General features: G+C 52.2%; 34 protein-coding genes and 1 pseudogene. 17 read left to right on the top strand and 18 right to left on the bottom strand.

The window, feature by feature from the left end; genetic code table 11:
* Positions 1-12 precede the first annotated feature (12 nt).
* From M1D91_RS10685 to M1D91_RS10615, 15 genes are all read right to left on the bottom strand, one after another.
* Entirely contained in the window at positions 13-612 is a 600-nt protein-coding gene (locus M1D91_RS10685; RefSeq protein ID WP_437432069.1) for a recombination protein NinG, read from the bottom strand.
* Entirely contained in the window at positions 609-1,028 is a 420-nt protein-coding gene (locus tag M1D91_RS10680) for a hypothetical protein (RefSeq protein ID WP_437431954.1), read from the bottom strand. Before M1D91_RS10680 ends, M1D91_RS10685 begins: the two co-directional genes overlap by 4 nt.
* Before the next feature lie 2 nt (positions 1,029-1,030).
* Complete coding sequence (locus M1D91_RS10675; RefSeq protein ID WP_437431953.1) at positions 1,031-1,627, bottom strand: DUF1367 family protein; 597 nt, start codon at positions 1,625-1,627, stop codon at positions 1,031-1,033.
* A gap of 95 nt (positions 1,628-1,722) precedes the next feature.
* Entirely contained in the window at positions 1,723-1,968 is a 246-nt protein-coding gene (locus tag M1D91_RS10670; protein ID WP_437431952.1) for a hypothetical protein, read from the bottom strand.
* 10 nt (positions 1,969-1,978) lie between these two features.
* Positions 1,979-2,233, bottom strand: coding sequence for a DNA polymerase III subunit theta (locus tag M1D91_RS10665; RefSeq protein WP_437431951.1), 255 nt, complete (start codon positions 2,231-2,233; stop codon positions 1,979-1,981).
* Positions 2,230-2,451: an HTH-like domain-containing protein gene (locus M1D91_RS10660; protein ID WP_437431950.1), complete on the bottom strand. Its 222-nt coding sequence runs from the start codon at positions 2,449-2,451 to the stop codon at positions 2,230-2,232. The genes M1D91_RS10665 and M1D91_RS10660 overlap by 4 nt, the downstream gene beginning before the upstream one ends.
* A gap of 43 nt (positions 2,452-2,494) precedes the next feature.
* On the bottom strand, positions 2,495-3,151 hold the full coding sequence (locus tag M1D91_RS10655) for a hypothetical protein (protein ID WP_437431949.1): 657 nt from the start codon (positions 3,149-3,151) through the stop codon (positions 2,495-2,497).
* Positions 3,148-3,603, bottom strand: a complete 456-nt coding sequence (locus M1D91_RS10650; RefSeq protein ID WP_437432068.1) for a class I SAM-dependent methyltransferase — start codon at positions 3,601-3,603, stop codon at positions 3,148-3,150. Before M1D91_RS10650 ends, M1D91_RS10655 begins: the two co-directional genes overlap by 4 nt.
* 217 nt (positions 3,604-3,820) lie before the next feature.
* A complete protein-coding gene (locus M1D91_RS10645; RefSeq protein WP_437431948.1) occupies positions 3,821-4,474 on the bottom strand; it encodes a hypothetical protein in 654 nt (217 codons plus the stop codon).
* Between the two features lie 114 nt (positions 4,475-4,588).
* Complete coding sequence (locus M1D91_RS10640) at positions 4,589-5,185, bottom strand: hypothetical protein (RefSeq protein WP_437431947.1); 597 nt, start codon at positions 5,183-5,185, stop codon at positions 4,589-4,591.
* On the bottom strand, positions 5,182-5,553 hold the full coding sequence (locus tag M1D91_RS10635; RefSeq protein ID WP_437431946.1) for a DUF977 family protein: 372 nt from the start codon (positions 5,551-5,553) through the stop codon (positions 5,182-5,184). Before M1D91_RS10635 ends, M1D91_RS10640 begins: the two co-directional genes overlap by 4 nt.
* 2 nt (positions 5,554-5,555) lie before the next feature.
* The gene (locus M1D91_RS10630) at positions 5,556-6,302 is read right to left on the bottom strand and encodes a replication protein P (protein WP_437431945.1); all 747 of its coding nucleotides are present in this window, start codon (positions 6,300-6,302) and stop codon (positions 5,556-5,558) included.
* A complete protein-coding gene (locus tag M1D91_RS10625) occupies positions 6,299-7,216 on the bottom strand; it encodes a replication protein (RefSeq protein ID WP_437431944.1) in 918 nt (305 codons plus the stop codon). Before M1D91_RS10625 ends, M1D91_RS10630 begins: the two co-directional genes overlap by 4 nt.
* A gap of 84 nt (positions 7,217-7,300) precedes the next feature.
* Positions 7,301-7,852: a toxin YdaT domain-containing protein gene (locus tag M1D91_RS10620; RefSeq protein ID WP_437431943.1), complete on the bottom strand. Its 552-nt coding sequence runs from the start codon at positions 7,850-7,852 to the stop codon at positions 7,301-7,303.
* Positions 7,853-7,882: 30 nt separating this feature from the next.
* Positions 7,883-8,110, bottom strand: coding sequence for a helix-turn-helix domain-containing protein (locus tag M1D91_RS10615; protein ID WP_437431942.1), 228 nt, complete (start codon positions 8,108-8,110; stop codon positions 7,883-7,885).
* Positions 8,111-8,160: 50 nt separating this feature from the next.
* On the opposite strand from M1D91_RS10615, the gene M1D91_RS10610 reads away from it, so the two are divergent.
* From M1D91_RS10610 to M1D91_RS10600, 3 genes are all read left to right on the top strand, one after another.
* On the top strand, positions 8,161-8,916 hold the full coding sequence (locus M1D91_RS10610) for an XRE family transcriptional regulator (protein ID WP_437431941.1): 756 nt from the start codon (positions 8,161-8,163) through the stop codon (positions 8,914-8,916).
* Positions 8,917-9,220: 304 nt separating this feature from the next.
* On the top strand, positions 9,221-10,039 hold the full coding sequence (locus M1D91_RS10605) for a hypothetical protein (protein ID WP_437431940.1): 819 nt from the start codon (positions 9,221-9,223) through the stop codon (positions 10,037-10,039).
* Positions 10,036-10,842: a DUF3037 domain-containing protein gene (locus M1D91_RS10600; protein WP_437431939.1), complete on the top strand. Its 807-nt coding sequence runs from the start codon at positions 10,036-10,038 to the stop codon at positions 10,840-10,842. The genes M1D91_RS10605 and M1D91_RS10600 overlap by 4 nt, the downstream gene beginning before the upstream one ends.
* Before the next feature lie 48 nt (positions 10,843-10,890).
* Here the strand turns inward: M1D91_RS10600 and M1D91_RS10595 are convergent, their stop codons facing one another.
* A complete protein-coding gene (locus tag M1D91_RS10595; protein ID WP_437431938.1) occupies positions 10,891-11,067 on the bottom strand; it encodes a hypothetical protein in 177 nt (58 codons plus the stop codon).
* A 5-nt stretch (positions 11,068-11,072) separates the two neighbouring features.
* Positions 11,073-11,261, bottom strand: coding sequence for a hypothetical protein (locus M1D91_RS10590; protein ID WP_457976268.1), 189 nt, complete (start codon positions 11,259-11,261; stop codon positions 11,073-11,075).
* Positions 11,262-11,475: 214 nt separating this feature from the next.
* On the opposite strand from M1D91_RS10590, the gene kil reads away from it, so the two are divergent.
* The 8 genes and pseudogenes from kil (at position 11,476) to M1D91_RS10550 (ending at position 17,731) form a co-directional block, all read left to right on the top strand.
* Complete coding sequence (kil, locus tag M1D91_RS10585) at positions 11,476-11,757, top strand: host cell division inhibitory peptide Kil (protein ID WP_437431936.1); 282 nt, start codon at positions 11,476-11,478, stop codon at positions 11,755-11,757.
* Positions 11,754-11,951, top strand: a complete 198-nt coding sequence (locus M1D91_RS10580) for a DUF1482 family protein (RefSeq protein WP_437431935.1) — start codon at positions 11,754-11,756, stop codon at positions 11,949-11,951. The genes kil and M1D91_RS10580 overlap by 4 nt, the downstream gene beginning before the upstream one ends.
* A gap of 12 nt (positions 11,952-11,963) precedes the next feature.
* Positions 11,964-12,122 carry a YdaE family protein gene (locus M1D91_RS10575; RefSeq protein ID WP_437431934.1) on the top strand — a complete coding sequence of 53 codons (159 nt, stop codon included), beginning with the start codon at positions 11,964-11,966 and terminating at the stop codon, positions 12,120-12,122.
* A gap of 136 nt (positions 12,123-12,258) precedes the next feature.
* Complete coding sequence (locus M1D91_RS10570; RefSeq protein WP_457976265.1) at positions 12,259-15,555, top strand: RecE family exodeoxyribonuclease; 3,297 nt, start codon at positions 12,259-12,261, stop codon at positions 15,553-15,555.
* Positions 15,494-16,676 (top strand): annotated as a pseudogene (locus M1D91_RS10565) (RecT family recombinase). Before M1D91_RS10570 ends, M1D91_RS10565 begins: the two are co-directional and overlap by 62 nt.
* 41 nt (positions 16,677-16,717) lie before the next feature.
* Complete coding sequence (locus tag M1D91_RS10560) at positions 16,718-16,879, top strand: hypothetical protein (protein WP_437434545.1); 162 nt, start codon at positions 16,718-16,720, stop codon at positions 16,877-16,879.
* Positions 16,876-17,502: a hypothetical protein gene (locus M1D91_RS10555; RefSeq protein ID WP_437430542.1), complete on the top strand. Its 627-nt coding sequence runs from the start codon at positions 16,876-16,878 to the stop codon at positions 17,500-17,502. Before M1D91_RS10560 ends, M1D91_RS10555 begins: the two co-directional genes overlap by 4 nt.
* Complete coding sequence (locus M1D91_RS10550; protein ID WP_437430541.1) at positions 17,489-17,731, top strand: DUF4060 family protein; 243 nt, start codon at positions 17,489-17,491, stop codon at positions 17,729-17,731. The genes M1D91_RS10555 and M1D91_RS10550 overlap by 14 nt, the downstream gene beginning before the upstream one ends.
* Before the next feature lie 221 nt (positions 17,732-17,952).
* Here the strand turns inward: M1D91_RS10550 and M1D91_RS10545 are convergent, their stop codons facing one another.
* Complete coding sequence (locus tag M1D91_RS10545) at positions 17,953-19,170, bottom strand: tyrosine-type recombinase/integrase (protein WP_437430560.1); 1,218 nt, start codon at positions 19,168-19,170, stop codon at positions 17,953-17,955.
* A gap of 146 nt (positions 19,171-19,316) precedes the next feature.
* On the opposite strand from M1D91_RS10545, the gene sapC reads away from it, so the two are divergent.
* From sapC to M1D91_RS10515, 6 genes are all read left to right on the top strand, one after another.
* Entirely contained in the window at positions 19,317-20,207 is an 891-nt protein-coding gene (gene sapC, locus M1D91_RS10540) for a putrescine export ABC transporter permease SapC (RefSeq protein WP_437430540.1), read from the top strand.
* On the top strand, positions 20,207-21,199 hold the full coding sequence (sapD, locus tag M1D91_RS10535; RefSeq protein WP_437430539.1) for a putrescine export ABC transporter ATP-binding protein SapD: 993 nt from the start codon (positions 20,207-20,209) through the stop codon (positions 21,197-21,199). Before sapC ends, sapD begins: the two co-directional genes overlap by 1 nt.
* Before the next feature lies 1 nt (position 21,200).
* The gene (gene sapF / locus M1D91_RS10530) at positions 21,201-22,007 is read left to right on the top strand and encodes a putrescine export ABC transporter ATP-binding protein SapF (protein ID WP_437430538.1); all 807 of its coding nucleotides are present in this window, start codon (positions 21,201-21,203) and stop codon (positions 22,005-22,007) included.
* A gap of 124 nt (positions 22,008-22,131) precedes the next feature.
* The gene (gene fabI, locus M1D91_RS10525) at positions 22,132-22,920 is read left to right on the top strand and encodes an enoyl-ACP reductase FabI (RefSeq protein ID WP_437430537.1); all 789 of its coding nucleotides are present in this window, start codon (positions 22,132-22,134) and stop codon (positions 22,918-22,920) included.
* Positions 22,921-23,215: 295 nt separating this feature from the next.
* Positions 23,216-24,373 carry a carboxymuconolactone decarboxylase family protein gene (locus M1D91_RS10520; protein ID WP_437430536.1) on the top strand — a complete coding sequence of 386 codons (1,158 nt, stop codon included), beginning with the start codon at positions 23,216-23,218 and terminating at the stop codon, positions 24,371-24,373.
* Between the two features lie 127 nt (positions 24,374-24,500).
* Entirely contained in the window at positions 24,501-26,435 is a 1,935-nt protein-coding gene (locus M1D91_RS10515; RefSeq protein ID WP_437430535.1) for an exoribonuclease II, read from the top strand.
* Positions 26,436-26,485 lie beyond the last annotated feature (50 nt).

Genomic DNA, 26,485 nt, shown 5'->3' with positions numbered 1-26,485 from the left:
AGTAGAAGACGGTCATGCGGCCTCCTGCTGTTTGAGCGCTTTCAGTTTCGAGCGGTATTCGTCCCGGATCCGGATATAGTCATCGCGAGTCAATTTCGTCAGCGCGTGTGGCCCCATCAACGTGTCAAAGCGCTCCTGGCCGATCTTGGCCATCAGCGCTGGTCGGTATGCGGTGAGGTTTCCGGAGAGGTGGTTATTGCAAACCGAGCACTGCTTGTGGCAGTTATCCTCATCAAATCGCAGCTCCGGGTTGGCTCCAGTCGTGCGGTAGTGCCCTGCGTGGTACTGGCCATCATGATGACGGTCGCAGCTTATGCACGGTAGATTCCGGTCCCGGTACCGGATGAAATCGTTGAAGGCCTTCTGCGCCTGCTTGATGAAGTAGCTGAGCGGCTTCACCGCCATTCGACGTTCGGCCTGGCGCTGGCGATCAGCTTTTTTTTCCGCCACCAGCCTGGCTTTATCTTTCCTCTGCTTTTCTGCTTTTGCGGCGTCGTTCGCAACTTTGCCATGGGCGTTAGCGCATTCAAACGAGCATACAAACTGGCCGTCACGGGTCGGATGAAACCACTCACGGCACACGGTGCATTTACGGCGTGGTTTCTTTTTCAGAATGGCAGGCATTGTTGTCCACCTCCCTGAATGCTGTTCAGTTCCCGCCGGTGCTCATTCAGATAGCTGTTCCAGTGTGCCTGCCGAATTATTGATGCCTGTTCTTCAGCCAGGACCGGCTCACGAATTGTCTTCCCTTTTCGGTGATGGTCTTCCCGAATCACCTCACCTTTCTGATAAAGGGCCTGACAAAGGGGGCAATAATCCCTTGTTTCCATGCTGCCGGCTTTACCTGAAAAGAAGATGTTTCCGTGCCAGGTCCCACACGTCGAGCACATGGGCGCATCACATGTGAACATTCCCCGAGCGTTACATAGGTGAGGATTTTCATCCTCGTCTGCATCCCAGCCGATGATCCCATCGCAATAGAGCGTTGCGGGCTCACCGCAGAAAAGGCATTTCTCCTTTTTAGCCATGATCACCCCGCATAACTCATCAACTGCGCCGCAGCGTTCTCTGCTTCCGCTTTGCTGGTAAATGCGCGGGAGAGGATGAAACGCCATAACACGTTGAGAGATTCGTTGTAGAGAGGGGCAAACGTGGTGTCGTCCATGTTTGCAAATGAAATGCTTTTTGCTCGCTTGCGCTGGGTGCCATCCGGCAGGTTAACGATGTCATAATACCCGGCGCTTACTATGACCCATTCCCGATAAGCGTCGAACGATTTACTGGCAGTGATATTTGATGAACGGCGCTCTGCTACGTCAGCAAAGAACTCTTCTGCATAAGACGTAAGGACGTCACCGCTACCCACCCGGAGGGACAGATAACCCACATAGCGATTTACTATGGATTTTTCAGCAGGCGTTATCGCACCGCCGTTCGGCTCCCAGTATTCGAAGCCCAGATTCAGGAGAGAGAAATATTTGCGGTGTAAAGCGGCATTGCGTACCTGGCGGAATTCGCCTTCCAGTACCGCGCCGAGCTTACATTTAGAATGCAGAAAATCGCTGCTCTCCGGTGTAGCGGGGATCAGGATTCCTGAGGAGTGCTTGAGAAGTTGTAATTGCGCCATGGTTTTCTCCGTGGCGCACAGGTTGTCAGTTGTTCAGGCTGATACTGGTATTATGAACAGGTGATTTCTGAAAATCAAACCAACAAACCAATATTTTAGATATCTGATTCCCGGTAAACATAACAAGTCCCATCCACCCAGAACGAATGGAAATACGACTGGGTTTTAGGCGATTGGGTAGGCACGGTCAGCGGAAGTAACGCATTCGCTACTCTGACGAAATCCTCGAACCCTACTCCCAAGCGCAACCGGCACAACTCATCAATATCCGACTGATTATCATTGTCATCAGGGTGCGGATACATCGCACGCAACAAGCTTTCAAAATCCTTATCTTCCATTTTTATCTCCTTATTTTTTAATGGCCCCGGCCATATCAATATAGCGCGGGTCGCTTGCGCGCGGAAGTTGTAGGCTCTTCTCACGATAGAAGCGCACGCGCTCCATGAAGTATTCGCGAAGGTGTTCAGGCTGTTCACGTGCCACCTGTTCGGCGATAACCGGCATGTTCATGCGCTCTTTGTACGCTACCCCAGCAACTGCCAAATCGACGTTTACCTTGTCCATTTCTTCCTGCGGTTTTGCTGCTAAATTCCAGTCGCTCATGAAGATGCCCTTAGTCTTGCCGCCAACTTCATAGAATCGGTAAACAACGTCACAAGCGACGGCTTAAGCCCAATTTCTTCGACAAATTCCTTTGCAGAAACGGTAATTAACTCGCTATGAAATTTAATAATCTGCATCTGAATAGTAACAGTGCGGTCGCCTTTCGCTGCTGTATCGACCGCGTGTTTTATTGCTGCAAACATTTCTGATTTTTTCATTGGGGGTACCTCCAGACTGGAGTATATCCCCGCTCTTGATTTATCACACCCCTTTCGGCGCTGAGGCTAGTAAGCGTTCGATTTCTTCGTGGGCGTCATAGCACTGTATCGCGCTAAAGCACCCACGGCTCCCATCGCTATCAAACAGCCGATGAACAGCCTCGACTAAACCTGCCGGAATATTTTGAGGTGTGTTTTGTGTTTCAGTCTGGAGCATGGCGGCGCGGCATTCTTTCGCAACACCACGTAATATCATGGCTGCGTAACGCTTGCGCCGGTCTTCTTCGAAGCATTCCGCTGATATTGCGGCTGCATCCATCCTTTCGGCATGACTCTCTATGATGCTAATCACCTCATCAGCCACCGCTGCCGGGATTGATGGCGCGGGGTGGGTGTAGAGCGGACCAGGTGGGATATCAAAACTACGCAACTGTACATCGCATTTTCTCTCCTCGTTAGGATGAGACCATGCAACAACATCAGCCACCGGCTCTTGCTCGTATGCCACCAGTGCGAAGCGGGCCAGCTCCTTGACCACGGCAGGCGGTGCCAGATTGTCATTGAAATGGTCGTAAAGGCCGATAATCGTTTCAGTATCGTTCTGGCTGATATCTTCATTCGTACCATCACGCACCGTTATGATTTCATCAGCCGCTTCGATAATTTTTTGCAGAAGCTCTTTGCTCAGTTCGTGTGTCATACGGACTCCTTCACGAAGATAATCCAGTGGGTTTTGTCGCCTTTTCCGGTGCGCTGGCCAATCACTGGTTTTGCATCTGTCAATGCCAGAATCTGGCTCACTGGTATTTGGGTTTCGTTCCATTTGAAGATGAGAACGCCGTGTGGCCGCAACACCCTGAATGCTTCTGCGAACCCAGCGCGAAGGTCATCACGCCAGGTGTCTTTGTTCAGTCGACCATATTTCTTGCCCATCCAGGCGTTTTCACCAACACGCTCAAGATGTGGCGGATCGAATACCACAACCGGGAAAGAGGCATCGGCAAACGGCAAATCGCGAAAGTCGGCGACAACATCAGGATTGATGACCAGGCTGCGCCCGTCACAAAGCTTGTGCTCTTCGGTTCGGATATCGGAGAACACGGCGCGTGAGTCCTGTTTGTCGAACCAGAACATGCGGGAGCCGCAGCACATGTCTAAAATTCTCTGCTCCAACTTCACTCCCCTCCCACGACCAATTTAACTTCGGCATCAAGTTCCTGCCTTTTTACGCGGCGGGCATGGCGATGCTCTCGTTTGATTCCTTCCGCTCTGGCATGAACTGAACGGCGATTGTTGTACTTATCCGCAGGGTATTTATCGTGACCCGGGCAACAGTGGCCCGGAGCTAAAACATCACAAATTTCGCGCTTCACTTTTCTTCCCCTCCCACGGTCAGGGTGATGCCAGCGGCTGCGCGTTCTGCTTCGCTTTGCTCCCAAAACCACTGGTGAAGCGCCATAAGCTCTTCGTCAAGCGGCGCATATTTACGGTCAAAGTAGGCCTGAGCATCTTTCTCCGCTTCGTCAGGTAGCTCGCCAGGTCCAAACAGTGTGTTATAAATCCAGGCTAAACCATTTTTAGCGTCGCCAGTTCCTTGCCATTCGATAATTGCCGCCTGCATGACCAGGAGGTTTTTGCCAAACATCAGGTCGGTTTCTTTGAAGCGCTTGCGGATGTATTCATTCTCGCCTTGTAATTGGTCGATGCGCTTCGCCTGATCAGCAATCAGCGCCTTATCAGCGTCACGCTCTGCCAGCAGGGTTTCAGCAACATTTGCCAGAATGGTTGCATACTCAGCGTCGCAGCAGGATGCGCAGATGGCGCTGCCATCGTCTTCCGTTACGGTATCTTTATGATGCCCGCAATAATCGCAGGTGCGCATTACGCTCGCAGTCCAGTTACGGTGTTTGCGCTTCATCTGCGCCTGGAGTGCCTGAATCTGTTCGTTGCTAATCATTGCTATTGTCCTCGCAGCAATAGTGCGCGCCGTCAGGCGACGTACTTTTAAACCCGCAAATGTCACACTCGATTTCTGGTAATTCGCACTCATGCTGCTCGGGTTCGTCAGCCTTGTAATAACCACCGCATATGTTGCATTGAACCTCTGGTACTTCGTCGAAATTACTGGTGCCGGTAATCATCCCTGCGCTCCTTTGCTCTCGCGAAGCTGGCGGGCGAATGAAGACGCAAGTTCATAAAACTTGGCGTAGATAACAACCTGCCTGTCGAAATACCCTCCAGACTGTAATTTTTGATGCTGGGCAGACATTTCGGCTGCAAACATCTCCACCCCTTCTGCTCGCAGGGCTGCGATTGCGGCGTCGGTGGCGGGGGTTTGGATTTCATTACTACCAACCTGCTCGGTCCGGCATTCGTCATCAGTCATAGTTACGACGCGATATTTTCGGTTCGGCATGCGGGCGGCAACCTGAACATCAAAGATGTCATCAACGTCCATCTCACATTCACTCGCGATTTCATCTGGGTGTTCATACGGCGCTTCAGGGTCTTCTGCATCCCAGAACATCAAATTTGATTTCAGCGCCACACTTTCCGCCACCAACGCGTCGCGCTGCTCAGTCAGCAGGCGGACCTGATCGAGTAGTTCTGCAAGCTGTTCAGCCGAATACAGCGGGATCAGTTTTTCATCAGCACGAACACGAGGTGTTGAGACACCTTTGTGTAGTTGGATTGAGCCATGTTCGTCACGGCGGTCATATGCGTATGGTTTCATGCCTGTGCACTCCCGAAAATTTTGTGGATGCGGTAGCCCTGCCAGTTCTGGCGGCACTCATCGAAAATGCCATTACCGTTTCGCTGCATCGCTTCAATCTTCAAACGTCGCTGGCCATACGGGCGGCGTGCGCGAGCGATGTTGTATTCCGCTATCGCTTTTTCGTTGCGGAAAAGGCCGAATTTTTCAAAGCGGATTACTTCGCCAGTGGCCCCGGCGTCAAGGAATCGGCGGCGCATAGTTTCCTGCTCAACGCCAAAATGCGCAGCGGCCTCAGAGGTTGTCAGGCGCCCTCGTGATTTGACCAGGGCGATGATGTCGCGAATCAGCTGCTCGCGGAGTTCTTTGGTTGCGTATTTATGTGCCATGCTCATGCCCTCCCGCCCTTGAATCCAAACTTCGCCCGGATTTCCTGAACCTTGGACAGGCTCTCTTCACGGCTTAATGGTTTTTTCCCCATCACCGGCAGTCGCACTACAGGCTCAGGTAACACCTCGCCGCTACGGACGCGTTTCACCATCTTCGCCAGCTCATCTCCGGCCTTGCGGTTCAGCTCACCGTCGGTGAACCCCTGCAGACGCATCTGCTGGCTCAGGGTGGTGACCATCCAGTAACAGGCTTTGGATTTGGTGGTGTGCTGTTTGTCTGCGGTTTTACCGGGCCACGGATAAGACTCGGCGTCAGGGTAGCTACCGCGAATGCGGCAGTACTGGTACACCAGGGCAACCAGTTCGTTCTGGTCAGGCAGACCTACAGCGGCGCTTTCCTCAGCACGGCACCAGGCGACGAACTGGCCGGGCGACGGCAGGAATGGTTTCTCCTGACGACGTGCAACGCGCATACCAGCATCGACCTGTTCCATGCTGGTGATCCCAGCTTCCCCAAGAGCCAGAAGCCACTGACGGCGAATCTCGTCGTACTCGCCCTGGGTGCGAATGGCAGATACGGCAGCCGGGAATGCAGCACGCAAACGTGCGAACAGCGAGTTAAAAATCTCCGCTACCTGCTCTGCCTGACGCACCGGGCCGCTTGCATCCTGCACCTCTGGCATTCCGTTGGCGGCACGTCGAAAGTTTTCACGGTCGAAGTTGTGAAGTTGCTCAGAGAGATTTTTCATTTCAGCACCTCGTTGATCCAGTCGGTGTTGTTGAAGTCGATAGCGGTACCGCCACGAGTAACACCGCTACTCAGGCTCTGGCGCTTCGTGGTGAGCTTGTCCCACTGTTTGCGAAGGCTTGAAGGGCTGAGGATATTGTCTTTCCAGAAATCGTTCTGGCTGGCCCATTTGAGCAATGAACAAATCTCATGATGAGAACGGAAGTCTTGCACGCGCATCAGTCGGATGGTGTTTGCCCATTCGACCCAGCGCGGCTCGGACAGACTCGCGTTAACCACCAGCAACTGAGCGTAAATCCACTCTGCGGCACGAAGGTCTTCGGCGGTTCCCCATGATTTACCGGACGGTGTGTAAATACCGCCGACTGCTTGAGGGTGACGAGAAAGAAACTTCTCGGTAGGGTCGTCGGAGGATTCGTCAGAATTCTCAGACGAAGATCTTTTAATACTGTTCTTGTTATAGTCTTGGGTGTCTACCGTTTCCGGGAAGGTTTTTCCCGATTTCGGGAAAGATTTTCCCGTTTTCGGGAAGACTTTTCCCGTTTTCGGTTTGTCCAAAATCCAGGCAGATAGGTCAGTATTTATACCGACTATTTTCATCACGCCCTGCTTGTGACTGAAAATAATTCCACGCTCAGCCAGGGCGCTTATCGCATCAGAAACATGCGAATCGGCAAGCCCGGTAAGCCCGGAAATGACAGTATTCGTAACCCGGTCCTGTTTTTTGTTCCATCCGTAGGTCAGCCAGATAACCGCTTCCAGGCATTGCCATTCACGTCCCGACATGCGCAGGCGCGGCTTCAGCTTCTGAATCTCGTTTGCGATCCTGGTGTACCCGTTGGACAGGTCGGCCATAAGACCTCCTGTTTGCTCGGTTTGAATAGGGAATTTGTATATTTCAGCGGTGTTTGACATACTGCTCTCCGCAATTGCCCAAAGTTATTGCGCCTGAAAGCCGTTGGTGTTCGAGCACCGCGGCTTTCGCCATTTTTGAACCTGTCATACTGCCCCCAGCATCGACGTTACGATTGTCATCAGTGGGCCAACCTGATCCGGCATCAGCCGAAACAGGCTTGCTATCCCCTCGCTTACCTCCTTCAGCTTTTGATGTTCTGGGGCACCCAGCAGCACGGCCTGCTTGGCTTCAGCACACTCCTTCATCGCTGCCGCAATGCGCGCCATTGTGTCTTCCTGCGGCGCCAGGCGGGAACGAAATTCCAGTGGCAGAACAGCTAGGATCGCCGGCGTCAGTAGGCGAACGTTTTCAGCTGCGTACTCTGTCTCACCGTCCAGCCAGCGGAAAATCTTCTGCATCTGGCGATGCGAGTCAGTCGGTATATCCAGCCCTTCACCACCAGCGCGGCGCCACTCTTCTGCGATCAGCGCGGCAACAAATTCACGGCTACGGCAATCAGCTGCCCAGGCACGAACGGCAGACCGAATGTCGTCGTGGTTTATACCGGCCGCAGCGGGCTTTCGATGATTTTCATAAATCAGAACGGGATGGCCTAATCCTGTACTCTGTTGATACGTAAGTGATTGCGTGTGCATTGCTTTCCCTTTCGTGGTTAGTACCGCCGGTTAGGCGGCAGTATTATTTGCGCTGAGAAGTTGCGCGAGATCGGGCCTGATATCTGCCGCTTTGATTTTCCCTTCAGTGGCAAACACGATTTTCATCACGTAACGTGCATCAATCCCGCCGCCATGAAGCCAGCGCCACACGGTTGGTTGAGCAACACCACAGCGATCGGCTAGTTTTTTTTGGCTGCCAGCGATGTCAATTGCTCGCTGGATAACTTTGTTGGTCATATCCAATTCCTTTAAGTATTGGTCGATATGGATAATAGCAATGCGTATTAATGTTGGCAATAGCTAAACGTGTTTTGACCACCAATACGCAAGCGTATAAATTGAAAACTATGAAAAAAGAAACTCTTGCAGACCGCCTTAACCAGGCAATGGAATTGTCCGGCATGTCTCAGGGCGCTCTCGCGAAAGCGTCAGGTGTCGCTCAGCCCACCATTTGGCGCCTCACCAGTGGCAATGCTCGCGGCTCGACAAAAATCGTTGAGATTGCCAATGCACTTGGCGTTAGAACGGAATGGCTTTCTACTGGCGAAGGAAGCATGCGGGCTGATGGCCAGAAGCCTGCGGAAGTTGTCGCTCAGCCTCGCACTGATATCTACAGAGTCGATGTGCTGGATGTTCATGCAAGCGCGGGGCCGGGTTCTATGCTGTCGACCGACTTTATCGAAACCATCAGAGCGATTGAGTACACACCGGAAAAAGGTCATGCCCTATTTGGCCCGGTACCGTCTTCTCAGGTTAAAGTGATCACCGTTCGCGGTGACAGCATGGAAGGCACGATTGACCCAGGCGATGAAATATTCGTAAACATCGGTGTGCGGCATTTCGACGGCGATGGTGTGTACGTTTTTGTGTTTGGCAATACACTGCATGTTAAGCGGCTGCAGATGCACAAGGACAAATTGTTGGTGATATCTGATAACGCCCGGTACAAAGAGTGGTACATCGAGGATGGAGATCTGGATCGCTTTCACATCATGGCTAAGGTGCTCATCAAGCAGACAATTGCTTACAAGCGGTTTGGATAACAGTTAGGCATGCCGCAGACGTACAGGAAGCATGGCTAGGCAGGTCTCAACGCAATGAGATGTAGGAATTAGATCACTTGGTTGGCGCTTGGCTGGAAAGGCTTCACAAGAAGTGCTTAACGGAGCGGATTGTTAAGGGAATTCATCTCGTTAATCATAGATTTTTTTGATAAAAAATCAGATTTTTGGACACTATTCAATCAAAGCCCAGGCTGATTGAAACTAATCTGTACCGATAATTCCGTGGAAATAAATCAACTTAACGTTAGCAGAGGTTCCAATGTCAGGCTGGAGGAATACCAAAGTGGCTCAAGAAAATGAACCAGAAAACAGCGAATTACCGGAGCAAGGTAATCTTTTTGAGTTAGAGTTCAACGATTACACTCCATCTGGACTTGGTACTGTTCATCTTTCTGGATTCGCGGTCGCAAGCGATGAGATGGAATATGCAGTAAAAGGAACAAATGGTAGCACTCCTTTTCCAGTACAAAACCCGACTCAGGTACCTGCAGCAGAATGGTTCTGTACATGCCTTGCTGAAAAGTGTGGCATTGCAACCCCAGTATGTAAGGTCCTTCGCTGTATAGCTGATGGAAACTATGTATTTGGTTCAAGAATAGAACATGCTGCTTGGAAGTTAGGCCTAAGCGCTCCGCAATGGCTAGGAATACTAACTAATGCTAGTGATTCGCTTAAAAGGCAGTTATGGGCAATTTACGCCTTTGACCAGTTTGTGCATAACATTGATCGCCATCTGAATAATTATCTCTATATGCATAATAGTAGAGACCAAGTAATCGTTAAAACATTCGATTTTAGTTTAAGCTCATTCGTTATTGGCTGGCCAAGAAGCACCGCGCTTACGCTTCCTACTGATTCGACAACAGTTGTTAACTGGAACCACGCCAAGCAAATGGTTGGGGATACTCCCGAACTTCGCGCTGTAGCTTTGAATATCCTTGACAAAATCGATAAAATTGGCGTGTCAGTGATTTCTGATATATTGTCTTCTATGCCTGAAGAATGGCTACCGCCTATGCACAAAGAATACATTTTGCGATGGTGGGATAGTGAAGATAAGGCGATGCGCCTAGAAGCAATAAGACAGGAGATAATGTCATGACAACATTCAAATACAGCTTAATCAGAGTAACACCTAATCTTGAAAAGGGTGAGACGATTAACGTTGGAATGATTGTTTACCGTGACAATGAAATTGACGTTAGAATGATTAATTCCGTTTCAAAACTTCGCGCTATTGATAAAGGGTTAAACCTTGAATATCTGGAAGATTTAACCTCTTCTTTTTTTGATGTATCAAAGGTAATGAAAGATATTTATCTTCTTCCTCGATTATTCAAAGGCTCTCTTTCTCTCTCTGATTTTGGAGTCTTCACTGTAGGTGATATGGCTCTTTATGAAACAAAAATTAACGAGCTGATGGCAAGACTCGTTAACCCGCAGAGAGCATCTCATAAGCGCGTTAGCAGAAAAATATTTTTCGATATAAAAGATACATTTATTCGGAACGGGGTTTTTAGCAAGTATAATGAAGACCTTTACAACCACAAGGTTGTTGCCAATTATCCCATCAGCTCGGATGAAGGACTTATGGCAGATTTTTTACTTAAAAATGGTAAGTATCATTTAACTGAAACAATAGATTTTCGCTCTGAGAATGTTAAAAAACAAATGGGTGAGGCAGCTATAAGTGCATTAACCATAAGTAAAGCGTGTGAAGTTTTCAGCCACAATATTGACTCTTTTGTTATCTATGCCGCTGAAACAACCGCTCAGGAAAAAAGCGCGAAACAGCAACTCAACTTATTAGAAAAACATACAGATAATTTAATTAATGCTTTTAGTAAAGATGATATGAGTCATTATTTCGAAAAAATGCTTGAAGCTTCCTCGATGCTTCATTAATTGATATATGTTTAAAAACCCGGCCACCGCGCCGGGTTTTTTATTGCTCTACTTACCGTCTTTAACCAGCAACCTTTTGATGAATTCAAGCTTCGCGGTCTGCCTGCGCATCTCCAAGATTTGCAATGCCTCATAAGCCTCAATCCCCACTAGCTGACTTTTCTCCAGCCTGTCCAAATCCGCTTTGAGTAACTCAATTTCTTCATCTGTAACTGGTGGTCTCATATTCCTCACCTCACAAGTTCCGCCGCATCCCTGTTCACGCCCTTCCCTATCACGTTCCCTGTCTCACGCCGGTTGTGCTCCAGCTTATCTACCAGGTTATCTCTGGTGATCGGTACGCGCTCGCCTATCAACTCAACCACCGCCAGGCCGATCGCGTTCAGAATTAGTCCCGCTTTGTCGTCAATCATATCCATACGAAGCTCCATTTCGACGCTTTTCTGAGCATAGCACGCAGTTTTTACAAAATTAAATTCCTTTTGTTATCAAAGTATTAATGCAAATTGCTATTATTTAATATCAATAAGTATTGCTATCAATAATACGTATAGCTATCATAATCCCATCGCAACACAACTATGCGCACAGGTTTCTTTAACGTTCTGACGCCGGGAAAGACCGGGGGATTAGATGGTAGTCACTCACAACAATCAGCAGTACAAGGTCAAACCTGTAGCTAATGGCTCACTCTGGCGCCTGAGCTTAGTAGATAGCCCCCGCGATTCTGTCGTTCTGAATCGAGAGCAAATGGTTATCGCTGGTCTGTCTGAAGCAATCACTGTTCGCACCGTTGACCTGAACCGGGTCCGCGCAGCGCAAAACAAAATCGTCATTGCCCTATTTCTCGAAGATGCCCACATGTGGCACCAGGCAGTGCAGGAATTCCACTACGCAGCAGGGGCTACGCGATGAACACCCTTTTCGCTTTAGTTCTGACCGTCGGCATGACCAACGGTGATTTTCAGGATGTGGTGCTGGGCGTGTACGAAAGCCAGCAGGCATGTGAAGCAGCTGCCGTTGAGCAGCAGGTATCGGGCGAATGCTTTGAGATTGAAGGCATTGTGCGCGGAGGTGAGCAACCGGCTGGTTACAACGCGAATTTGTGAAAGGAGTGATTCGTGGAAATCAAATGCGCGTACTGCCGCAAACCGATTGAGCAAGGGAAAGAAGTTAAAAACGAATTGCTCTTTATCCAGGGCGCACAGCTGGCGCGCAAAGAACACGATTATTGCTCTAAGCAGTGCGCAGAGCATCACCAGATGGCAAACGAGCCATAACGTAAAAACCCGCCGAAGCGGGCCTGTACGTCCGGTGCCACCGATCAAAGTACACCGGAAATTACCAAAACCAATGAATACCCAATGGGCGCTATCAATGGCTCGGGGATCTTACATCCAAAAATGAGGATCTGACATGGAATCTTTCCATCTGCTTAAAGCCAGTCAGAAGTCTGGCAAGAAAGATGCGGTGATTTGGTTCACTGCGAAAAGTGCAGCGCGCGCAAACCTGCAGCTGGATGTTGCGCTGGAAGACGCCGAAATCGAAACCGGTCGTGGTAAAGATTACGCAAAACCGATCCGCACCGATTTTCCGGTAGTTAACGACCTGCCTGAAGAAGGCGCAGTGGATTACACCTGGTGCGAACGCTATGAACTGGCTGACGATGGCCGTACATGGCAACTGAAAGCCGGCAAGGCGCCGGCAGATGAGTTCCACCCCGCACCGAGCGCAGCAGTTGTTGATACTGGTGCCGAACTGCCAGACGCGCTGGAAACTGCCGAAGAAAATGCAGCACCTGACGCTGTCGCAACTGTACCGGTTGAGAAGCGCGGGCTGGCCGTTCGTCTTGCCATCTACATGCTGAATGACAAATACCTGACCCACGTAACAAAAGATCAGCAGATTGCCGCCAGCGAATTGTCGATGGATGAAGGCAATTTGTACATGCGGAACTTATTCCAGGCCATCAGCGATGTTGCTGAGTTTGCCGACCTGTCTCTGCACGTCGAATGGAAACTTGTTCAGGCAGTTAAATCAGTATTTCCTCAGGATGAAGAGCATGACCAGACGATGCTGGTCGAGTTTGTAACTGACTGGATCGCTGCTGAACCAGAGGCGCGTAATCAGATGGTTAAAGACTGGCTAAGTGCAAAGTCTGAGGACGGTACTTCGGAAGATTTTAGCAGCGACGTTGAAGAGGCTATGCTGTGGCCGGTTGCCCAATTGTCGTTTCGCAATTTACTTCTGTCCCAGTTCATCGTCGATGAGTTTACTCACCACGTCACTGCAGAACAGCGCAAAGAAATCTCCGCGCTGGAACTGGACATGGACAACAGTTATATCCAGAACATGCTGCTGGCGTCTGAAAACGCTGACGGTATGAAAAAACTGTCCACCAACGATGTCTGGAAATACACCCAGGCAATCAAAGCGGTCTTCCCTCAGGATAAACGCCATGAGCTGGGGGCGGTGGTCGCCTTCACAAAAGCCTGGCTGGGTACACACCATGTAGACCGCGGGTTGCTCGTTAAGGAGTGGGCTGCCGGTAAGCGGGTCTCCGCTATTCAACGCACCGATGCTGGCACAACTTCTGGCGGTGGAATCACGACTGATCGTAATTCCGATTACGTCCACACGCTGGACACGCTGGATGTCGAAATTGCTGCGGCAACTATGCCTATGGACTTCGACATCTACAACATTCCTGGCGGGATCTATCGTCGGGCAAAAGAAATCGTATCCACCAAAGAAAGCCCGTTCAAAGAATGGTCTGCGGTGCTGCGCAAAACGCCCGGCATTCTAGATTATTCCCGCGCAGCAATTTTCGCCGTTATCAGAAGCGCTCATCCTGAGCATTACAAATCCTCAGGTCGTTTGAGCGGTTACATAAACGCCAACCTTACCGAAACTGATCACACCAAGCCAACCGCCGAAACCCTCGCGGCCGCCCGCCAGATTGATAGTGCAGCAGTGGTTGCAGGAGTTATTCAGGGTACCGAACCGGTTGAGAGCCTCGATAAGCTGGACACTGGATTTGCTGTAGTTGGGAAAATGGCGGTAGAGGCTGCCAGTAAACCTGAGGCGGTGACCACAACAAAATCAGACGTCGCCAACCTTGGCGCCGGCATTTTCTCCATCGACAACCTGATGGGCCAGCAATCCACCACCAGCACCACCACTAAATCAGAAGAGGCTACCGACAATGTGCAGATGGAAACGACTGTCCAGGTCGAAAGCGAAGCTGGTAGCGCGGTATCAGCAGGCCAGAGCGTTGATGAGTCTGGTACAGAAACAGCTACCCTGACAGCCAAAGAGATTCTGGCTCCGGTCGGCGAAATGCTGGCATCTGCGATGGCGAAATTCGATCAGTCCGAAGAGTTGCAGGATGCCACTACCGAACCTGAACCTGAATACCCGGCCTATTTCGAACCGGGCCGTTATGAAGGCCTGCCGAATAACGTCTACCACGCAGCCAATGGTATCAGCAGCACACAGGTAAAAGACGCCCGTGTCAGCCTGATGTATTTCAACGCGCGCCACGTCGCCAAAACCATCGCCCGCGAGCAGTCCAAAGTGCTGGATATGGGCAACCTGGTGCATGCGTTGGCACTGCAACCGGAAAATCTGGATGCTGAATTCAGCGTTGAACCGGTTATCCCTGAGGGTGCGTTTACCACCACGGCGACGCTGCGCGAGTTCATTGATGAACACAATGCCAGCCTGGCGCCGCAGTTAAGCGGTGACGACATCAAAGCCCTGCTGGAAGAGCATAACGCCACGCTGCCCGCTCCGGTGCCAATGGGGTCATCTGTTGAAGAGACTGGACAGAGCTACATGTCTCTGCCAGCCGAATTCCAGCGCATTGAGGCAGACCAGAAACAGACAGCTGCAGCGATGAAAGCCTGCATCAAAGAGTACAACGCCACCCTGCCCGCGCCGGTGAAAACCAGCGGTAGCCGTGATGCTCTCCTTGAGCAACTGGCGATTATCAACCCTGACCTGGTTGCACAGGAAGCTCAGAAGCCCGCGCCGCTGAAAGTGTCCGGTACTAAAGCGGACCTGATTCAGGCAGTGAAGTCCGTGAAACCGGATGCGGTAATCGCTGACGAACTGCTGGATGCGTGGCGCGACAACCCGGATGACAAGATTCTGGTGACCCGCGCGCAGCTGGCGACGGCCCAGGCCATTCAGGATGCCCTGCTGTCACACCCGACTGCCGGTAAGTTCTTAACTCATCCTAACCGCGTTGTTGAGACGAGCTATTTCGGCATCGATGATGAAACCGGTCTCGAAATCCGTGTTCGCCCTGACCTTGAAATTGACATGAGCGGTGTACGAATCGGCGTTGACCTCAAAACCATCAGCATGTGGAACGTCAAGCAGTCTGGCCTGCGGGCGAAGCTGCACCGCGAGATTATCGACCGCGATTACCACCTGAGCGCATCCATGTACATGAACACCGCGGCGCTTGACCAGTTCTTCTGGATTTTCGTCAACAAAGACGAGGGTTATCACTGGATAGCCATCGTCGAGGCCAGCCCGGAACTGATTGAGCTGGGCGCGCTGGAATACCAGACCACCATGCGTTCAATCGCAAACGCTTTTGATACTGGCGAATGGCCAGCTCCGGTGACTGACGATTACGCCGATGAGCTTACTGATTACGACCTGCGCCGCCTTGAATTTCTGCGCACTCTGGCAAATGCATAAGGGGATCAACCATGGAAAACACGAACATCATCACCACCGAACAGCAGGCACCAAACACTATCTCTGCCAGCAATGCCATTTTCAACGTCCAGGCGCTGGGCCAGTTAACAGCATTCGCCAACCTTATGGCTGATTCTCAGGTCACTGTCCCTGCACACCTTGCAGGTAAACCCGCTGATTGCATGGCTATCGTAATGCAGGCCCTGCAGTGGGGCATGAATCCCTATGCGGTCGCGCAGAAAACCCACCTGGTAAACGGCGTTCTTGGCTATGAAGCCCAGCTGATAAACGCAGTTATTGCCAGCTCCAGTGCCATCCGTGGACGCTTCCATTATCGCTATGGCGGTGAATGGGAGCGCTGCACACGGACCCGCGAAGTCACCAAAGAAAAAAATGGCAAAAACGGTAAATACCAGGTAACTGAGCGCGTTCGCGACTGGACTGACGAAGATGAAATTGGGCTCTATGTTGAGGTCGGGGCCATCTTGCGCGGTGAAAGCGAAATCACCTGGGGTGAACCCATTTACCTGTCTGGCGTGGTCACGCGTAATTCTCCGTTATGGGTCTCGAATCCTAAACAGCAGATCGCCTATCTCGGCGTCAAATACTGGGGCCGCCTGTACTGTCCTGAAGTCATTCTGGGTGTTTACAGCCCGGATGAGGTTGAGGCACGTACTGAACGTGAGATTAACCCTGAATTAAGCCAGCGCATGTCGGTTAAGGAGATCACCTCAGAAGTGGAATCAGCTGCCAAAGGACAGGAGTCCGCAGTAAACATCGATGTGATGGCAGACGACTTCCGCGACCGTATTGATGCTGCTCAGGATGTCGACAACGCCAAGGCGGTGCGTGCTGATATCGAATCGCAGAAGGTCGTACTCGGTACCGCGCTGTTTACTGAGCTGAAGAACAAGGCAGTTAAACGTTATTACCTGGTGGATGCTCGCAATAATGTTGAAGCGGCTATCAACTCCCTGCCGAACCCTGGCGAACCGGGCGCCACCGAGCAATTTGCCGAAGCCGAGAAAATTCTGGCATCAGCCAAACGTCACCTCGGCGATGAGCTGTACGAAAAATACAGCGTCAATCTGCTGGATCTGAAACCTGAATACGTGGGCTAAGGGACACGGGAGGGGAAACCCTCCCATGCCTAGGAGGAACTATGGGCTGGAGTATTGAAGAACTTGAGATCCTGGCGCGGAACAACAACAAAGTGGTTGCCGAACTGACCGGGCGCAGCGTGGATGAGGTGGCCGAACGCCGTCTGCTGCGAAATATCGAAGCTAACTGCTGGGATAAATACGACCCGGAGCGTACAGCATGAAAGAGCGCGGAATGATTTTTAACTCAGAAATGGTGCGGGCCATTCTTGATGGGCGCAAAACGCAGACGCGCCGGATCATCAAACTTTCCCATGAGCATGGTATGAAAAACCCGGTAGTGCGCGGTAAAAACGGCGAGGCCAGCTATGAGGGTTGCCGCCTCGCGGCAATGCTTTGCACGTTCGGCCAGCCAGGGGACCGACTTTGGGTGCGCGAGACGTGGGCGCAAGCTGGCGCTGGCGCGCCGGAATTACAGCTTTATCGTGCGAACTACCCTGCACATGTGCCACCGCACTACGAGAACGCGCCGCCAGCTGAGGATGTGCGCTGGACTCCATCAATCCATATGCCGCGCTGGGCCAGCCGTATTCTGCTGGAGATTACCGACGTGCGCGTGGAACGACTGAACGATATCAGCCAGAGGGATGCAATTGCAGAGGGCGCGCCGCCGAGTCATCCGTCTATCGACGCGGTATCCCAGCAGTTTGGTTACCCCGATTTTTCCCGGTCATGGTTCGGCCAGACATGGCAGCACATCTATGGCGAAGAAAGCTGGCAGGCCAACCCGTGGGTATGGGTTATTGAGTTTAAGCGCATTGAAGGAGATGACCGTGCGGCTGATTAACCGTGGCAATCAACAATCTCCGCTGGCGCGCCAGGCATGCGACATCGCACTGGCCGCCCACCATCAAAGATACGGCGACTATGGACGCAGCAAGATGAAAGAGACGTATACGGTGAGGGTTGAAGGCGTGAAGGTTTGGGTGGAGGTGGTGAACCGCAGATGTAGCTATGTGGCTACAGCAATGACTCACGCTCGTAGATTGAGGAATCTTCCAGGGCAATGCAACTGAGAGGCTTGATATGAACAACGTAACGAACTCCACTGTTGAGATTTTAATAACCAGTGACGTCCTTTCAAGGTACAAAATCTCACGTAGCACGCTGTATTTCTGGAGCACGCCATCGCGGATGCCGGCCTCATTCTCTCAGCCATTCCCGCAGCCGAGAATAAATGGCAGCCCGAAGCGCTGGAGGCTGTCTGATCTACTGGAATGGGAGGAGAAAGTAGGTATCAAACCAGAGGCTGACCGATCAGCGTTTCAAGATGGCTCTGCCACACTGCAAGCCAGTGCCTCTGATCGTCCAAGTAATCATGCAGGTTGTACCGCGCCATAACCCCTGCCATATGATGACCGAGCAATTTCTCAACTACATGTGGAGGCGCGCCTAATTCAGACAGACGCGTCGCCACTGTTCTCCTCAGGTCGTGAAGTGACCACGGGGCCATCCCTGTTTTGGCTATAATCTGGGCTGAGAATAAAGCGACATTCGGTTGCATTGGCGGCCTGTCATCCTCCGGGCCGTTGTATCGTGACACTGTAACAATGTGTTTCGATACGGATGTTTCCTTTATAGATGCCATCATTTTAACTATGGCCTCCGGAAGGGCTCTCCTAACCGATTTACCCGTTTTGTAATCGCTCCCTGGTATAGTCCATGTTTTTTCGACGAAGTCGAACCATTCCCATTTAGCTGTCCTTATCTCAGTGCTCCTGCAACCAGTCAAGATAAGATACTTCATGATTAATTGCTGCCGCCCCTTCATCTCCGGAAGTACGCTCCAAACAGTTTTAATTTCTTCATCGCTCAGCCTGCGATCCTTAACTGCTGCAGAGAGACCTACATCTGAACGACGAAGGCTTTCTAAAGGATTTAGGTTAATGACCCCCCTGTTAGAGCAGAAACGGAATGCACGCTGCATCAATCCAAGCATTTGCCCTGTAACCACTCGCCTACCCATGTCGTCAAATAGACTAAGCCAGTGTGCCTTAGTGGTCTGGTCAACAATCATATTCCCGAGCACCGGCGCGATATGATTGTTGAAGTCCCGGCGGTTAACCTTGATCTTCACCAACCCCTCGGGGATACAGTAAAACTTCTCCCAGTAATCGAATGCTTCTTTAACTGAAAGCGCATCAATTTTTTTCTGCTTCTCAAGCACTGCCTGGCGCCGTGGATCAAATCCTTCAGTCAGCCACGCCCTGAACTGCTGACGGCGCTCCCTTGCGTGAGATAGCGATACGGTTGGATAATCGCCAATCGTCAGTTGAGCTGCTTTCCCTTCCCATCTGTAGCGGTAAAAGAATGTTATACTGCCGGTGACAGACAACCGGGCATTAAGGCCGTGAGCATCTGAAATGACTTCAATTTTGTCTCTTTTTTTGCCAAGAACTTTTCTAAGTTTTGTGTCGGTGAGCAATGTGTACACCCCGCAGGAATATATACACATTAGTGTACACAAAGCGGGTAAATTGAAAACCTTCACGATGATCCAGATTAAACGAATTTAAAGCATCAATAGGCAGCTGAGTTGCGGTACACCAGAGAAAAATGAATAGAAGTAAATCATGATTAATAAAGATAAAGCGGGTTCATATGCCCTACGATAATGTTTATAGCGAAAAACGCCCGCCGGGCGCCTTGCGTATGGTCTGGCGTAAATTTTATAGCGACACCCCCGCTATGGTTGGGCTGTATGGCTGCGCCGGGCTAATCCTGCTGTGCCTGTTCGGCAAGTGGTTTGCCCCTTACGGCATCGATCAGCAGTTTCTGGGCTATCAGTTGCTTCCGCCGTCATGGTCTCGTTACGGTGAGGTCTCTTTCTTCCTGGGTACGGATGATTTAGGCCGTGATGTTCTCAGTCGCCTGCTCAGCGGTGCGGCGCCAACGGTGGGCGGCGCTTTCCTCGTCACGCTCGCTGCGACCCTGTGCGGACTTCTCCTGGGCGTCATTGCGGGTGCGACGCACGGTCTGCGTTCTGCTGTGCTCAACCATATTCTCGATACCCTGCTGTCGATTCCGTCGCTCTTACTGGCCATCATTGTGGTCGCTTTTGCCGGTCCCCATCTTTCTCATGCCATGTTCGCCGTGTGGCTGGCTATCCTGCCGCGAATGGTGCGCTCGGTTTACAGCATGGTGCATGACGAACTGGAGAAGGAGTACGTCATTGCGGCTCGTCTCGACGGTGCTTCCACCTTAAATATTTTATGGTTTGCTGTGCTGCCCAATATGACGTCCGGACTGGTCACTGAAACGACCCGTTCGCTTTCCATTGCCATTCTGGACATTGCCGCACTTGGCTTCCTTGATCTTGGCGCACAGCTCCCCTCGCCGGAATGGGGCGCCATGCTGGGGGACGCCCTTGAACTTATTTATGTCGCCCCCTGGACGGTCATGCTCCCGGGTGCGGCCATCATGCTCAGCGTATTGCTTGTCAATCTGCTTGGCGATGGCATTCGCCGCGCCATTAATGCGGGGGTGGAATAATGCCGCTGCTCGATATACGTAATCTCACCATCGAAGTGAAAACCGGTGAACAGTGGGTTAAAGCTGTCGACAGAGTCAATCTGACCCTGGCCGAAGGGGAAATCCGCGGTCTTGTGGGTGAGTCTGGCTCCGGTAAAAGCCTGATTGCAAAGGCCATTTGTGGCGTCACTAAAGAGAACTGGCGCGTCACCGCCGACCGTATGCGTTTCGATGATATCGACCTGATGCGGCTGTCGCCTCGCGAACGGCGAAAATTGCTCGGCCATAACGTGTCGATGATTTTTCAGGAGCCGCAGTCCTGTCTCGATCCCTCCGAGCGGATCGGCAAACAGCTGATGCAAAACATCCCTGGCTGGACCTGGAAAGGGGGCTTTTTCCGTCGCTTTGGCTGGCGCAAGCGTCGCGCGATTGAGCTCCTACACCGCGTGGGTATTAAAGATCACAAAGATGCGATGCGCAGCTTCCCTTACGAGCTGACCGATGGCGAGTGTCAGAAAGTGATGATAGCCATTGCGCTCGCTAACCAGCCGCGACTACTGATTGCCGACGAACCGACCAATGCGATGGAGCCCACCACGCAAGCGCAGATTTTCCGTCTGCTGACGCGGCTTAATCAGAACAATAACACCACGATTCTGCTCATCAGCCATGATCTGCAGATGTTGAGCAACTGGGCTGACCGTATCAATGTGATGTACTGCGGTCAGACGGTAGAAACCGCACCGAGTGAAGAACTCATCTCAACGCCGCACCATCCTTATACGCAGGCATTGATCCGCGCTATCCCTGATTTTGGCAGTGCGATGCCACACAAAAGTCGACTCAACACGCTTCCAGGCGCCATTCCGCTGTTGGAGCATCTGCCAATTGGTTGTCGCCTGGGGCCCCGCTGCCCCTATGCGCAACGCAAATGTATTGAAAGGCCGCTACTGTCAGGTGCCAAAAACCATCTGTACGCCTGCCATTTCCCGCTGAATATGGAGAGAGAGTGAGATGGTGGAAACCCTGCTCGAAGTACGTAACCTGAGTAAGACCTTTCGCTATCGCACCGGCTGGTTTCGCCAGCAGACCGTGGAGGCGGTGAAGCCTCTGAGCTTTACGCTACGGGAAAAGCAGACGCTGGCGATTATTGGTGAGAATGGCTCAGGTAAGTCGACGCTGGCAAAAATGCTGGCCGGGATGACAGCACCCAGTACGGGGGAACTCCTGATTGACGACCATCCTCTGCGCTATGGTGATTACTCATTTCGTAGCCAGCGTATCAGAATGATTTTTCAGGACCCGTCGACATCGCTTAATCCGCGCCAGCGTATTTCGCAGATACTCGACTTTCCGCTCAGGCTTAACACCGACCTTGAGCCAGAGGCGCGACAGAAACGCATTTATGAAACGCTGCGCATGGTGGGGTTATTACCCGATCATGCCAGCTATTACCCTTATATGTTTGCCCCCGGTCAGAAGCAGCGTCTGGGACTGGCGCGTGCGCTTATCCTGCGCCCGAAGGTCATTATTGCCGATGAGGCGCTGGCCTCGCTGGATATGTCGATGCGCTCGCAGTTAATAAATCTGATGCTGGAATTACAGGAAAAACAGGGTATCGCTTATATTTATGTGACCCAGCACATCGGCATGATGAAACACATCAGCGATCAGGTTCTGGTGATGCATCAGGGCGAAGTTGTCGAGCGTGGCAGCACCGCCAGCGTGCTGGCATCACCGCTGCATGAGCTCACTAAGCGCTTAATTGCCGGCCATTTTGGCGAAGCATTGACCGCAGATGCCTGGCGACAGGATCGCTGAGGCCGCACGGCCTTTCAGTGGTCGGATTAACTCATTCGGCGACTCATGTTAGAATCGCCGCGTTTTAATAACGATCCACGTGTGAACGTTGATCGCATAACAGTAACTATAAGGATTAAAAGCTATGGGTTTTCTTACCGGTAAGCGCATTCTGGTAACGGGCGTTGCCAGCAAACTTTCCATCGCCTACGGTATCGCGCAAGCTATGCACCGCGAAGGCGCTGAGCTGGCGTTCACCTATCAGAACGACAAACTGAAAGGCCGTGTAGAAGAGTTTGCCGCTCAACTGGGTTCCAGCATCGTGCTGCCATGTGACGTTGCGGAAGATGACAGCATCGAAAACCTGTTCAGCGAACTGGTTAAAGTATGGCCGAAATTTGACGGTTTCGTTCATTCCATCGGTTTCGCCCCGGGTGACCAGCTGGACGGCGATTATGTGAATGCAGTTACTCGTGACGGCTTCAAAATTGCGCACGACATCAGCTCCTACAGCTTCGTCGCACTGGCAAAATCCTGCCGTGCCATGCTTAACCCGGGCTCTGCACTGCTGACCCTCTCTTACCTGGGTGCTGAGCGCGCTATCCCAAACTACAACGTGATGGGTCTGGCGAAAGCGTCGCTGGAAGCCAACGTGCGCTATATGGCTAACGCAATGGGCCCGGAAGGCATTCGCGTTAACGGCATCTCTGCAGGCCCTATCCGTACTCTGGCTGCCTCCGGCATTAAAGATTTCCGTAAAATGCTGGCCCACTGCGAAGCGGTTACTCCGATTCGCCGCACCGTCACCATCGAAGATGTGGGTAACTCCGCAGCCTTCCTGTGTTCCGACCTCTCCGCGGGTATCTCCGGTGAAGTCGTTCACGTTGACGGCGGTTTCAGCATTGCAGCAATGAACGAGCTGGAACTGAAATAATCCCTTTTGCCCCCCGGTTCCGGGGGGCATCTTTATACCCTAAATAGTTCAGGTTGCATCGCGGCGGCAAGCGCATGCATCCCCGGGAACATAGACAACTATGTGACCGGGGTAAATAAGCGCAGCCAACAATGAGGCAACTTGAAATATAACGGGTATATACCTTTCTGATATTTATTATCACCTAACAATCTTTCATCCCTCTCCCCGCTTACGCCAGGATAAAGCAGCGAAAACGATCCGGCGTTTCTTTGCCACGACGTGTCCGGATCGCCACTTCTGACAAGGAACGACCATGGAACAACGCCGTTTTTCCGGCAAAAGCCACTGGTATCATGAAACGCAGTCGAGCGCACGTCAGCATCAGTCGTTGCCCCTCGTGCCGGAAGCTGCACGGGTGGAAGACCATTTTCTGCTCGACCTTTCATTACCCACCCCATTGACCGGGGCGTGTAGTCGCTGGCTGACGCCAGCCCGACAACTCTATGGCTTTCTTTTCCCGCCGCGTGTTGCGGTTAGTCGCCTGCGCACGTTAAGCATTTACGACAGGTTGAGCACGGCCCTGACGGTCGCGCAGGTGTATGGCGTTCAGCGTCTGTGTAATCACTATGCAGCCCGGCTTGCGCCTCTTCCGGGGCCGGATCCTTCACGTGAAAGCAACCGTCGGCTTGCGCAGATCACCCAATATGCCCGTCAGCTCGCAGCTTCCCCGGAGGTCATCGACGCCCGCGCCCGTCAGCAGCTGGAAGAGGTGGGACTCACCGGGTATGACACCGTTCTGATGGCGCAAATCATTGGGTATATCGGATTTCAGGCACGCATCGTGGCGGGCGTGCAGGCGCTGACCGGCCTCCCCGTGCGACTCATCCCTGGCATGGAAATGCAGCAGGAGGCTGCCCCTGCGGCATTTACTGAACTGCGTACTCAATGGACAGCGGGCATAAAGGGCGTCGAAATGCGCATCGCCAGCGCCCGCCAGCTGGAATCGCTTGCTGCCTGGCAACCGCTACCAGCCTTTCGTCTGTTAGCACCCATTCTGGCTCATGAATACCCGTCGCTCGACGCGCTCGGTGAGATTTACAGCGATGTACACGGTGGGCTTATCGACGAGGAGACAGCGGCACTGATTGCCCTTTATTGCGCTCGCATAAATGGCAGCCTGCACTGCTTCACTGAAGTCTGGCAGCACTGGCGTGGTGCTGACGATCTGGCGGAGGCGATAAGACAGGGTGAACGGGTGCTAAAACGACTCGGGCAAACCCGCGCGCGTGAGATAGCTGTCGCGTCAGCGGTTCAGATCCTCACCTGCGCCCCGGACCGGTTTAGTGCCGCCCATTTTCGCACACTACAGGCTCAGGGATTTTGCGAGACATCCGCCCTCTCTCTGCTGGTCTGGTGCGCCTTATGCGGCTGGCTTAATCGCCTCAACATTGCGCTGGGCGATGCGGCATAATGTTTTAGCGCCACGCCGGGTTAAGTGCTCAGCCTGAGCAGGGAATTTTGCCCAAAGAGCGCTTGCTGCAACCCCCGGATTCGCGTAAAACTGTCAGCCGCTCTTTCAGCCACGAAAATAGAAAACTATGTTTCAGGATAACCCGCTGCTCGCGCAGCTAAAACAGCAACTTCATTCACAGACACCGCGTGCGGAAGGTGTCGTGAAAGCCACGGAAAAAGGCTTTGGTTTCCTCGAAGTCGATGCGCAAAAAAGCTATTTTATTCCACCGCCGCAGATGAAAAAAGTGATGCATGGCGATCGCATTATCGCCGTGATCCACACTGAAAAAGACCGTGAATCCGCTGAGCCGGAAGAGCTGGTTGAACCCTTCCTCTCCCGTTTTGTCGGCAGAGTTCAGCGTAAAGACGATCGTCTCTCGATTGTTCCCGATCATCCCCTGATTAAAGACGTCATCCCCTGCCGTGCCGATCGCCAGGTTACCCATGATTTTAAAGAGGGTGACTGGGCCGTTGCGGAAATGCGCCGCCATCCGCTGAAAGGCGATCGCACCTTTTATGCCGAACTGACGCAATACATCACCTTCGGTGACGATCATTTCGTCCCCTGGTGGGTGACACTGGCACGCCACAATCTTGAAAAAGAGGCACCGAACGGCGCGGCCACCACCATGCTGGATGAGGGCCTTGAGCGTGTTGATCTTACGGCGCAGACGTTTGTTACCATTGACAGCGCCAGCACAGAAGATATGGATGATGCGCTTTATGTCGAAGAGACCGCTGAAGGGAAACTTCAGCTGACTGTCGCCATCGCAGATCCTACTGCCTGGGTTGCAGAAGGTAGCGCAATCGACAAAAACGCGAAAATTCGTGCCTTCACCAATTACCTGCCGGGCTTCAATATCCCGATGCTGCCGCGCGAATTGTCAGATGATCTGTGCTCCCTGCGCGCCGATGAAGTCCGCCCGGTACTGGCCTGTCGGATGACCATCGACAGCGAAGGCAGTATTGAAGAGGAGATCACCTTCTTCGCAGCGACTATCACCTCTAAAGCCAAGCTGGTATATGACGAGGTCTCTGACTGGCTGGAAAAACGCGGATCATGGCAGCCGCAGAGCGATGCCATCGCGCAACAGATTCAGTTGCTGCACCGGGTATGCCTTGCGCGCGCGCAGTGGCGTCAAACCCACGCGCTGGTCTTTAAAGATCGCCCGGACTACCGCTTCATTCTGGGTGAAAAAGGCGAAGTACTTGATATCGTCGCGGAGCCACGCCGCATTGCCAACCGTATCGTTGAAGAGGCAATGATCGCTGCCAATATCTGCGCTGCCCGGGTTTTGCGCGACAAGCTTGGATTCGGTGTTTACAACGTTCACATGGGCTTCGACCCGGCCAGTAGCGAGCAACTCGCCGCCTTGTTAAAAACGCACGGCATGGACGTTGACCCCGAAGAAGTGCTGACACTGAACGGGTTTTGTAAGCTTCGTCGTGAGCTGGATGCGCAGCCTTCTGGTTTTCTCGACAGCCGCATCCGCCGCTTCCAGTCATTCGCTGAAATCAGCATCGAGCCGGGTCCGCACTTCGGTCTGGGTCTCGAAGCCTACGCGACCTGGACATCCCCGATTCGTAAATATGGCGACATGATCAACCATCGTTTGTTGAAGGCCATCATCAAAGGGGAATCTGTTGCGCGTCCGCAGGCTGACACGACGGTACAAATGGCTGAACGCCGCCGCCTTAACCGTATGGCTGAGCGTGACGTGGGCGACTGGCTCTATGCCCGCTACTTGCAGGATAAAGCAGGCACCGATGCGCGCTTTGCCGCTGAAATTATCGATGTCAGCCGCGGTGGTATGCGTGTGCGCCTCGTTGATAATGGCGCGGTCGCTTTTATTCCGGCCCCCTTTATTCATGCCGTTCGTGACGAACTGGTGTGCAGCCAGGAAACAGGCACCGTACAAATTAAAGGTGAAGCCGTTTATAAAGTGACAGAGGTTATTGATGTGACTATCGCTGAAGTGCGAATGGAAACACGCAGCATTATTGCCCGTCCGGCGGTCTGAATCCCCTGCTCTCATTCGCCCCCTGATGTCTGGGGGCGAAATGAATGGAT

The sequence above is a fragment of the Enterobacter sp. SA197 genome (assembly GCF_054131575.1).
Note: the sequence above shows the minus strand (reverse complement) of the source record. Positions and strands in the feature narration are given on the sequence as shown.

Coding starts and splice junctions, on each gene's coding strand:
- M1D91_RS10680 (WP_437431954.1), bottom strand. CDS start 1,028: ATGGCTAAAAAGGAGAAATGCCTTTTCTGCGGTGAGCCCGCAACGCTC.
- M1D91_RS10675 (WP_437431953.1), bottom strand. CDS start 1,627: ATGGCGCAATTACAACTTCTCAAGCACTCCTCAGGAATCCTGATCCCC.
- M1D91_RS10670 (WP_437431952.1), bottom strand. CDS start 1,968: ATGGAAGATAAGGATTTTGAAAGCTTGTTGCGTGCGATGTATCCGCAC.
- M1D91_RS10665 (WP_437431951.1), bottom strand. CDS start 2,233: ATGAGCGACTGGAATTTAGCAGCAAAACCGCAGGAAGAAATGGACAAG.
- M1D91_RS10660 (WP_437431950.1), bottom strand. CDS start 2,451: ATGAAAAAATCAGAAATGTTTGCAGCAATAAAACACGCGGTCGATACA.
- M1D91_RS10655 (WP_437431949.1), bottom strand. CDS start 3,151: ATGACACACGAACTGAGCAAAGAGCTTCTGCAAAAAATTATCGAAGCG.
- M1D91_RS10650 (WP_437432068.1), bottom strand. CDS start 3,603: ATGTGCTGCGGCTCCCGCATGTTCTGGTTCGACAAACAGGACTCACGC.
- M1D91_RS10640 (WP_437431947.1), bottom strand. CDS start 5,185: ATGAAACCATACGCATATGACCGCCGTGACGAACATGGCTCAATCCAA.
- M1D91_RS10635 (WP_437431946.1), bottom strand. CDS start 5,553: ATGGCACATAAATACGCAACCAAAGAACTCCGCGAGCAGCTGATTCGC.
- M1D91_RS10630 (WP_437431945.1), bottom strand. CDS start 6,302: ATGAAAAATCTCTCTGAGCAACTTCACAACTTCGACCGTGAAAACTTT.
- M1D91_RS10625 (WP_437431944.1), bottom strand. CDS start 7,216: ATGTCAAACACCGCTGAAATATACAAATTCCCTATTCAAACCGAGCAA.
- M1D91_RS10620 (WP_437431943.1), bottom strand. CDS start 7,852: ATGCACACGCAATCACTTACGTATCAACAGAGTACAGGATTAGGCCAT.
- M1D91_RS10615 (WP_437431942.1), bottom strand. CDS start 8,110: ATGACCAACAAAGTTATCCAGCGAGCAATTGACATCGCTGGCAGCCAA.
- M1D91_RS10610 (WP_437431941.1), top strand. CDS start 8,161: ATGTTGGCAATAGCTAAACGTGTTTTGACCACCAATACGCAAGCGTAT.
- M1D91_RS10600 (WP_437431939.1), top strand. CDS start 10,036: ATGACAACATTCAAATACAGCTTAATCAGAGTAACACCTAATCTTGAA.
- M1D91_RS10595 (WP_437431938.1), bottom strand. CDS start 11,067: ATGAGACCACCAGTTACAGATGAAGAAATTGAGTTACTCAAAGCGGAT.
- M1D91_RS10590 (WP_457976268.1), bottom strand. CDS start 11,261: ATGGATATGATTGACGACAAAGCGGGACTAATTCTGAACGCGATCGGC.
- kil (WP_437431936.1), top strand. CDS start 11,476: ATGGTAGTCACTCACAACAATCAGCAGTACAAGGTCAAACCTGTAGCT.
- M1D91_RS10580 (WP_437431935.1), top strand. CDS start 11,754: ATGAACACCCTTTTCGCTTTAGTTCTGACCGTCGGCATGACCAACGGT.
- M1D91_RS10570 (WP_457976265.1), top strand. CDS start 12,259: ATGGAATCTTTCCATCTGCTTAAAGCCAGTCAGAAGTCTGGCAAGAAA.
- M1D91_RS10560 (WP_437434545.1), top strand. CDS start 16,718: ATGGGCTGGAGTATTGAAGAACTTGAGATCCTGGCGCGGAACAACAAC.
- M1D91_RS10555 (WP_437430542.1), top strand. CDS start 16,876: ATGAAAGAGCGCGGAATGATTTTTAACTCAGAAATGGTGCGGGCCATT.
- M1D91_RS10545 (WP_437430560.1), bottom strand. CDS start 19,170: ATGTGTATATATTCCTGCGGGGTGTACACATTGCTCACCGACACAAAA.
- sapC (WP_437430540.1), top strand. CDS start 19,317: ATGCCCTACGATAATGTTTATAGCGAAAAACGCCCGCCGGGCGCCTTG.
- sapD (WP_437430539.1), top strand. CDS start 20,207: ATGCCGCTGCTCGATATACGTAATCTCACCATCGAAGTGAAAACCGGT.
- sapF (WP_437430538.1), top strand. CDS start 21,201: ATGGTGGAAACCCTGCTCGAAGTACGTAACCTGAGTAAGACCTTTCGC.
- fabI (WP_437430537.1), top strand. CDS start 22,132: ATGGGTTTTCTTACCGGTAAGCGCATTCTGGTAACGGGCGTTGCCAGC.
- M1D91_RS10520 (WP_437430536.1), top strand. CDS start 23,216: ATGGAACAACGCCGTTTTTCCGGCAAAAGCCACTGGTATCATGAAACG.
- M1D91_RS10515 (WP_437430535.1), top strand. CDS start 24,501: ATGTTTCAGGATAACCCGCTGCTCGCGCAGCTAAAACAGCAACTTCAT.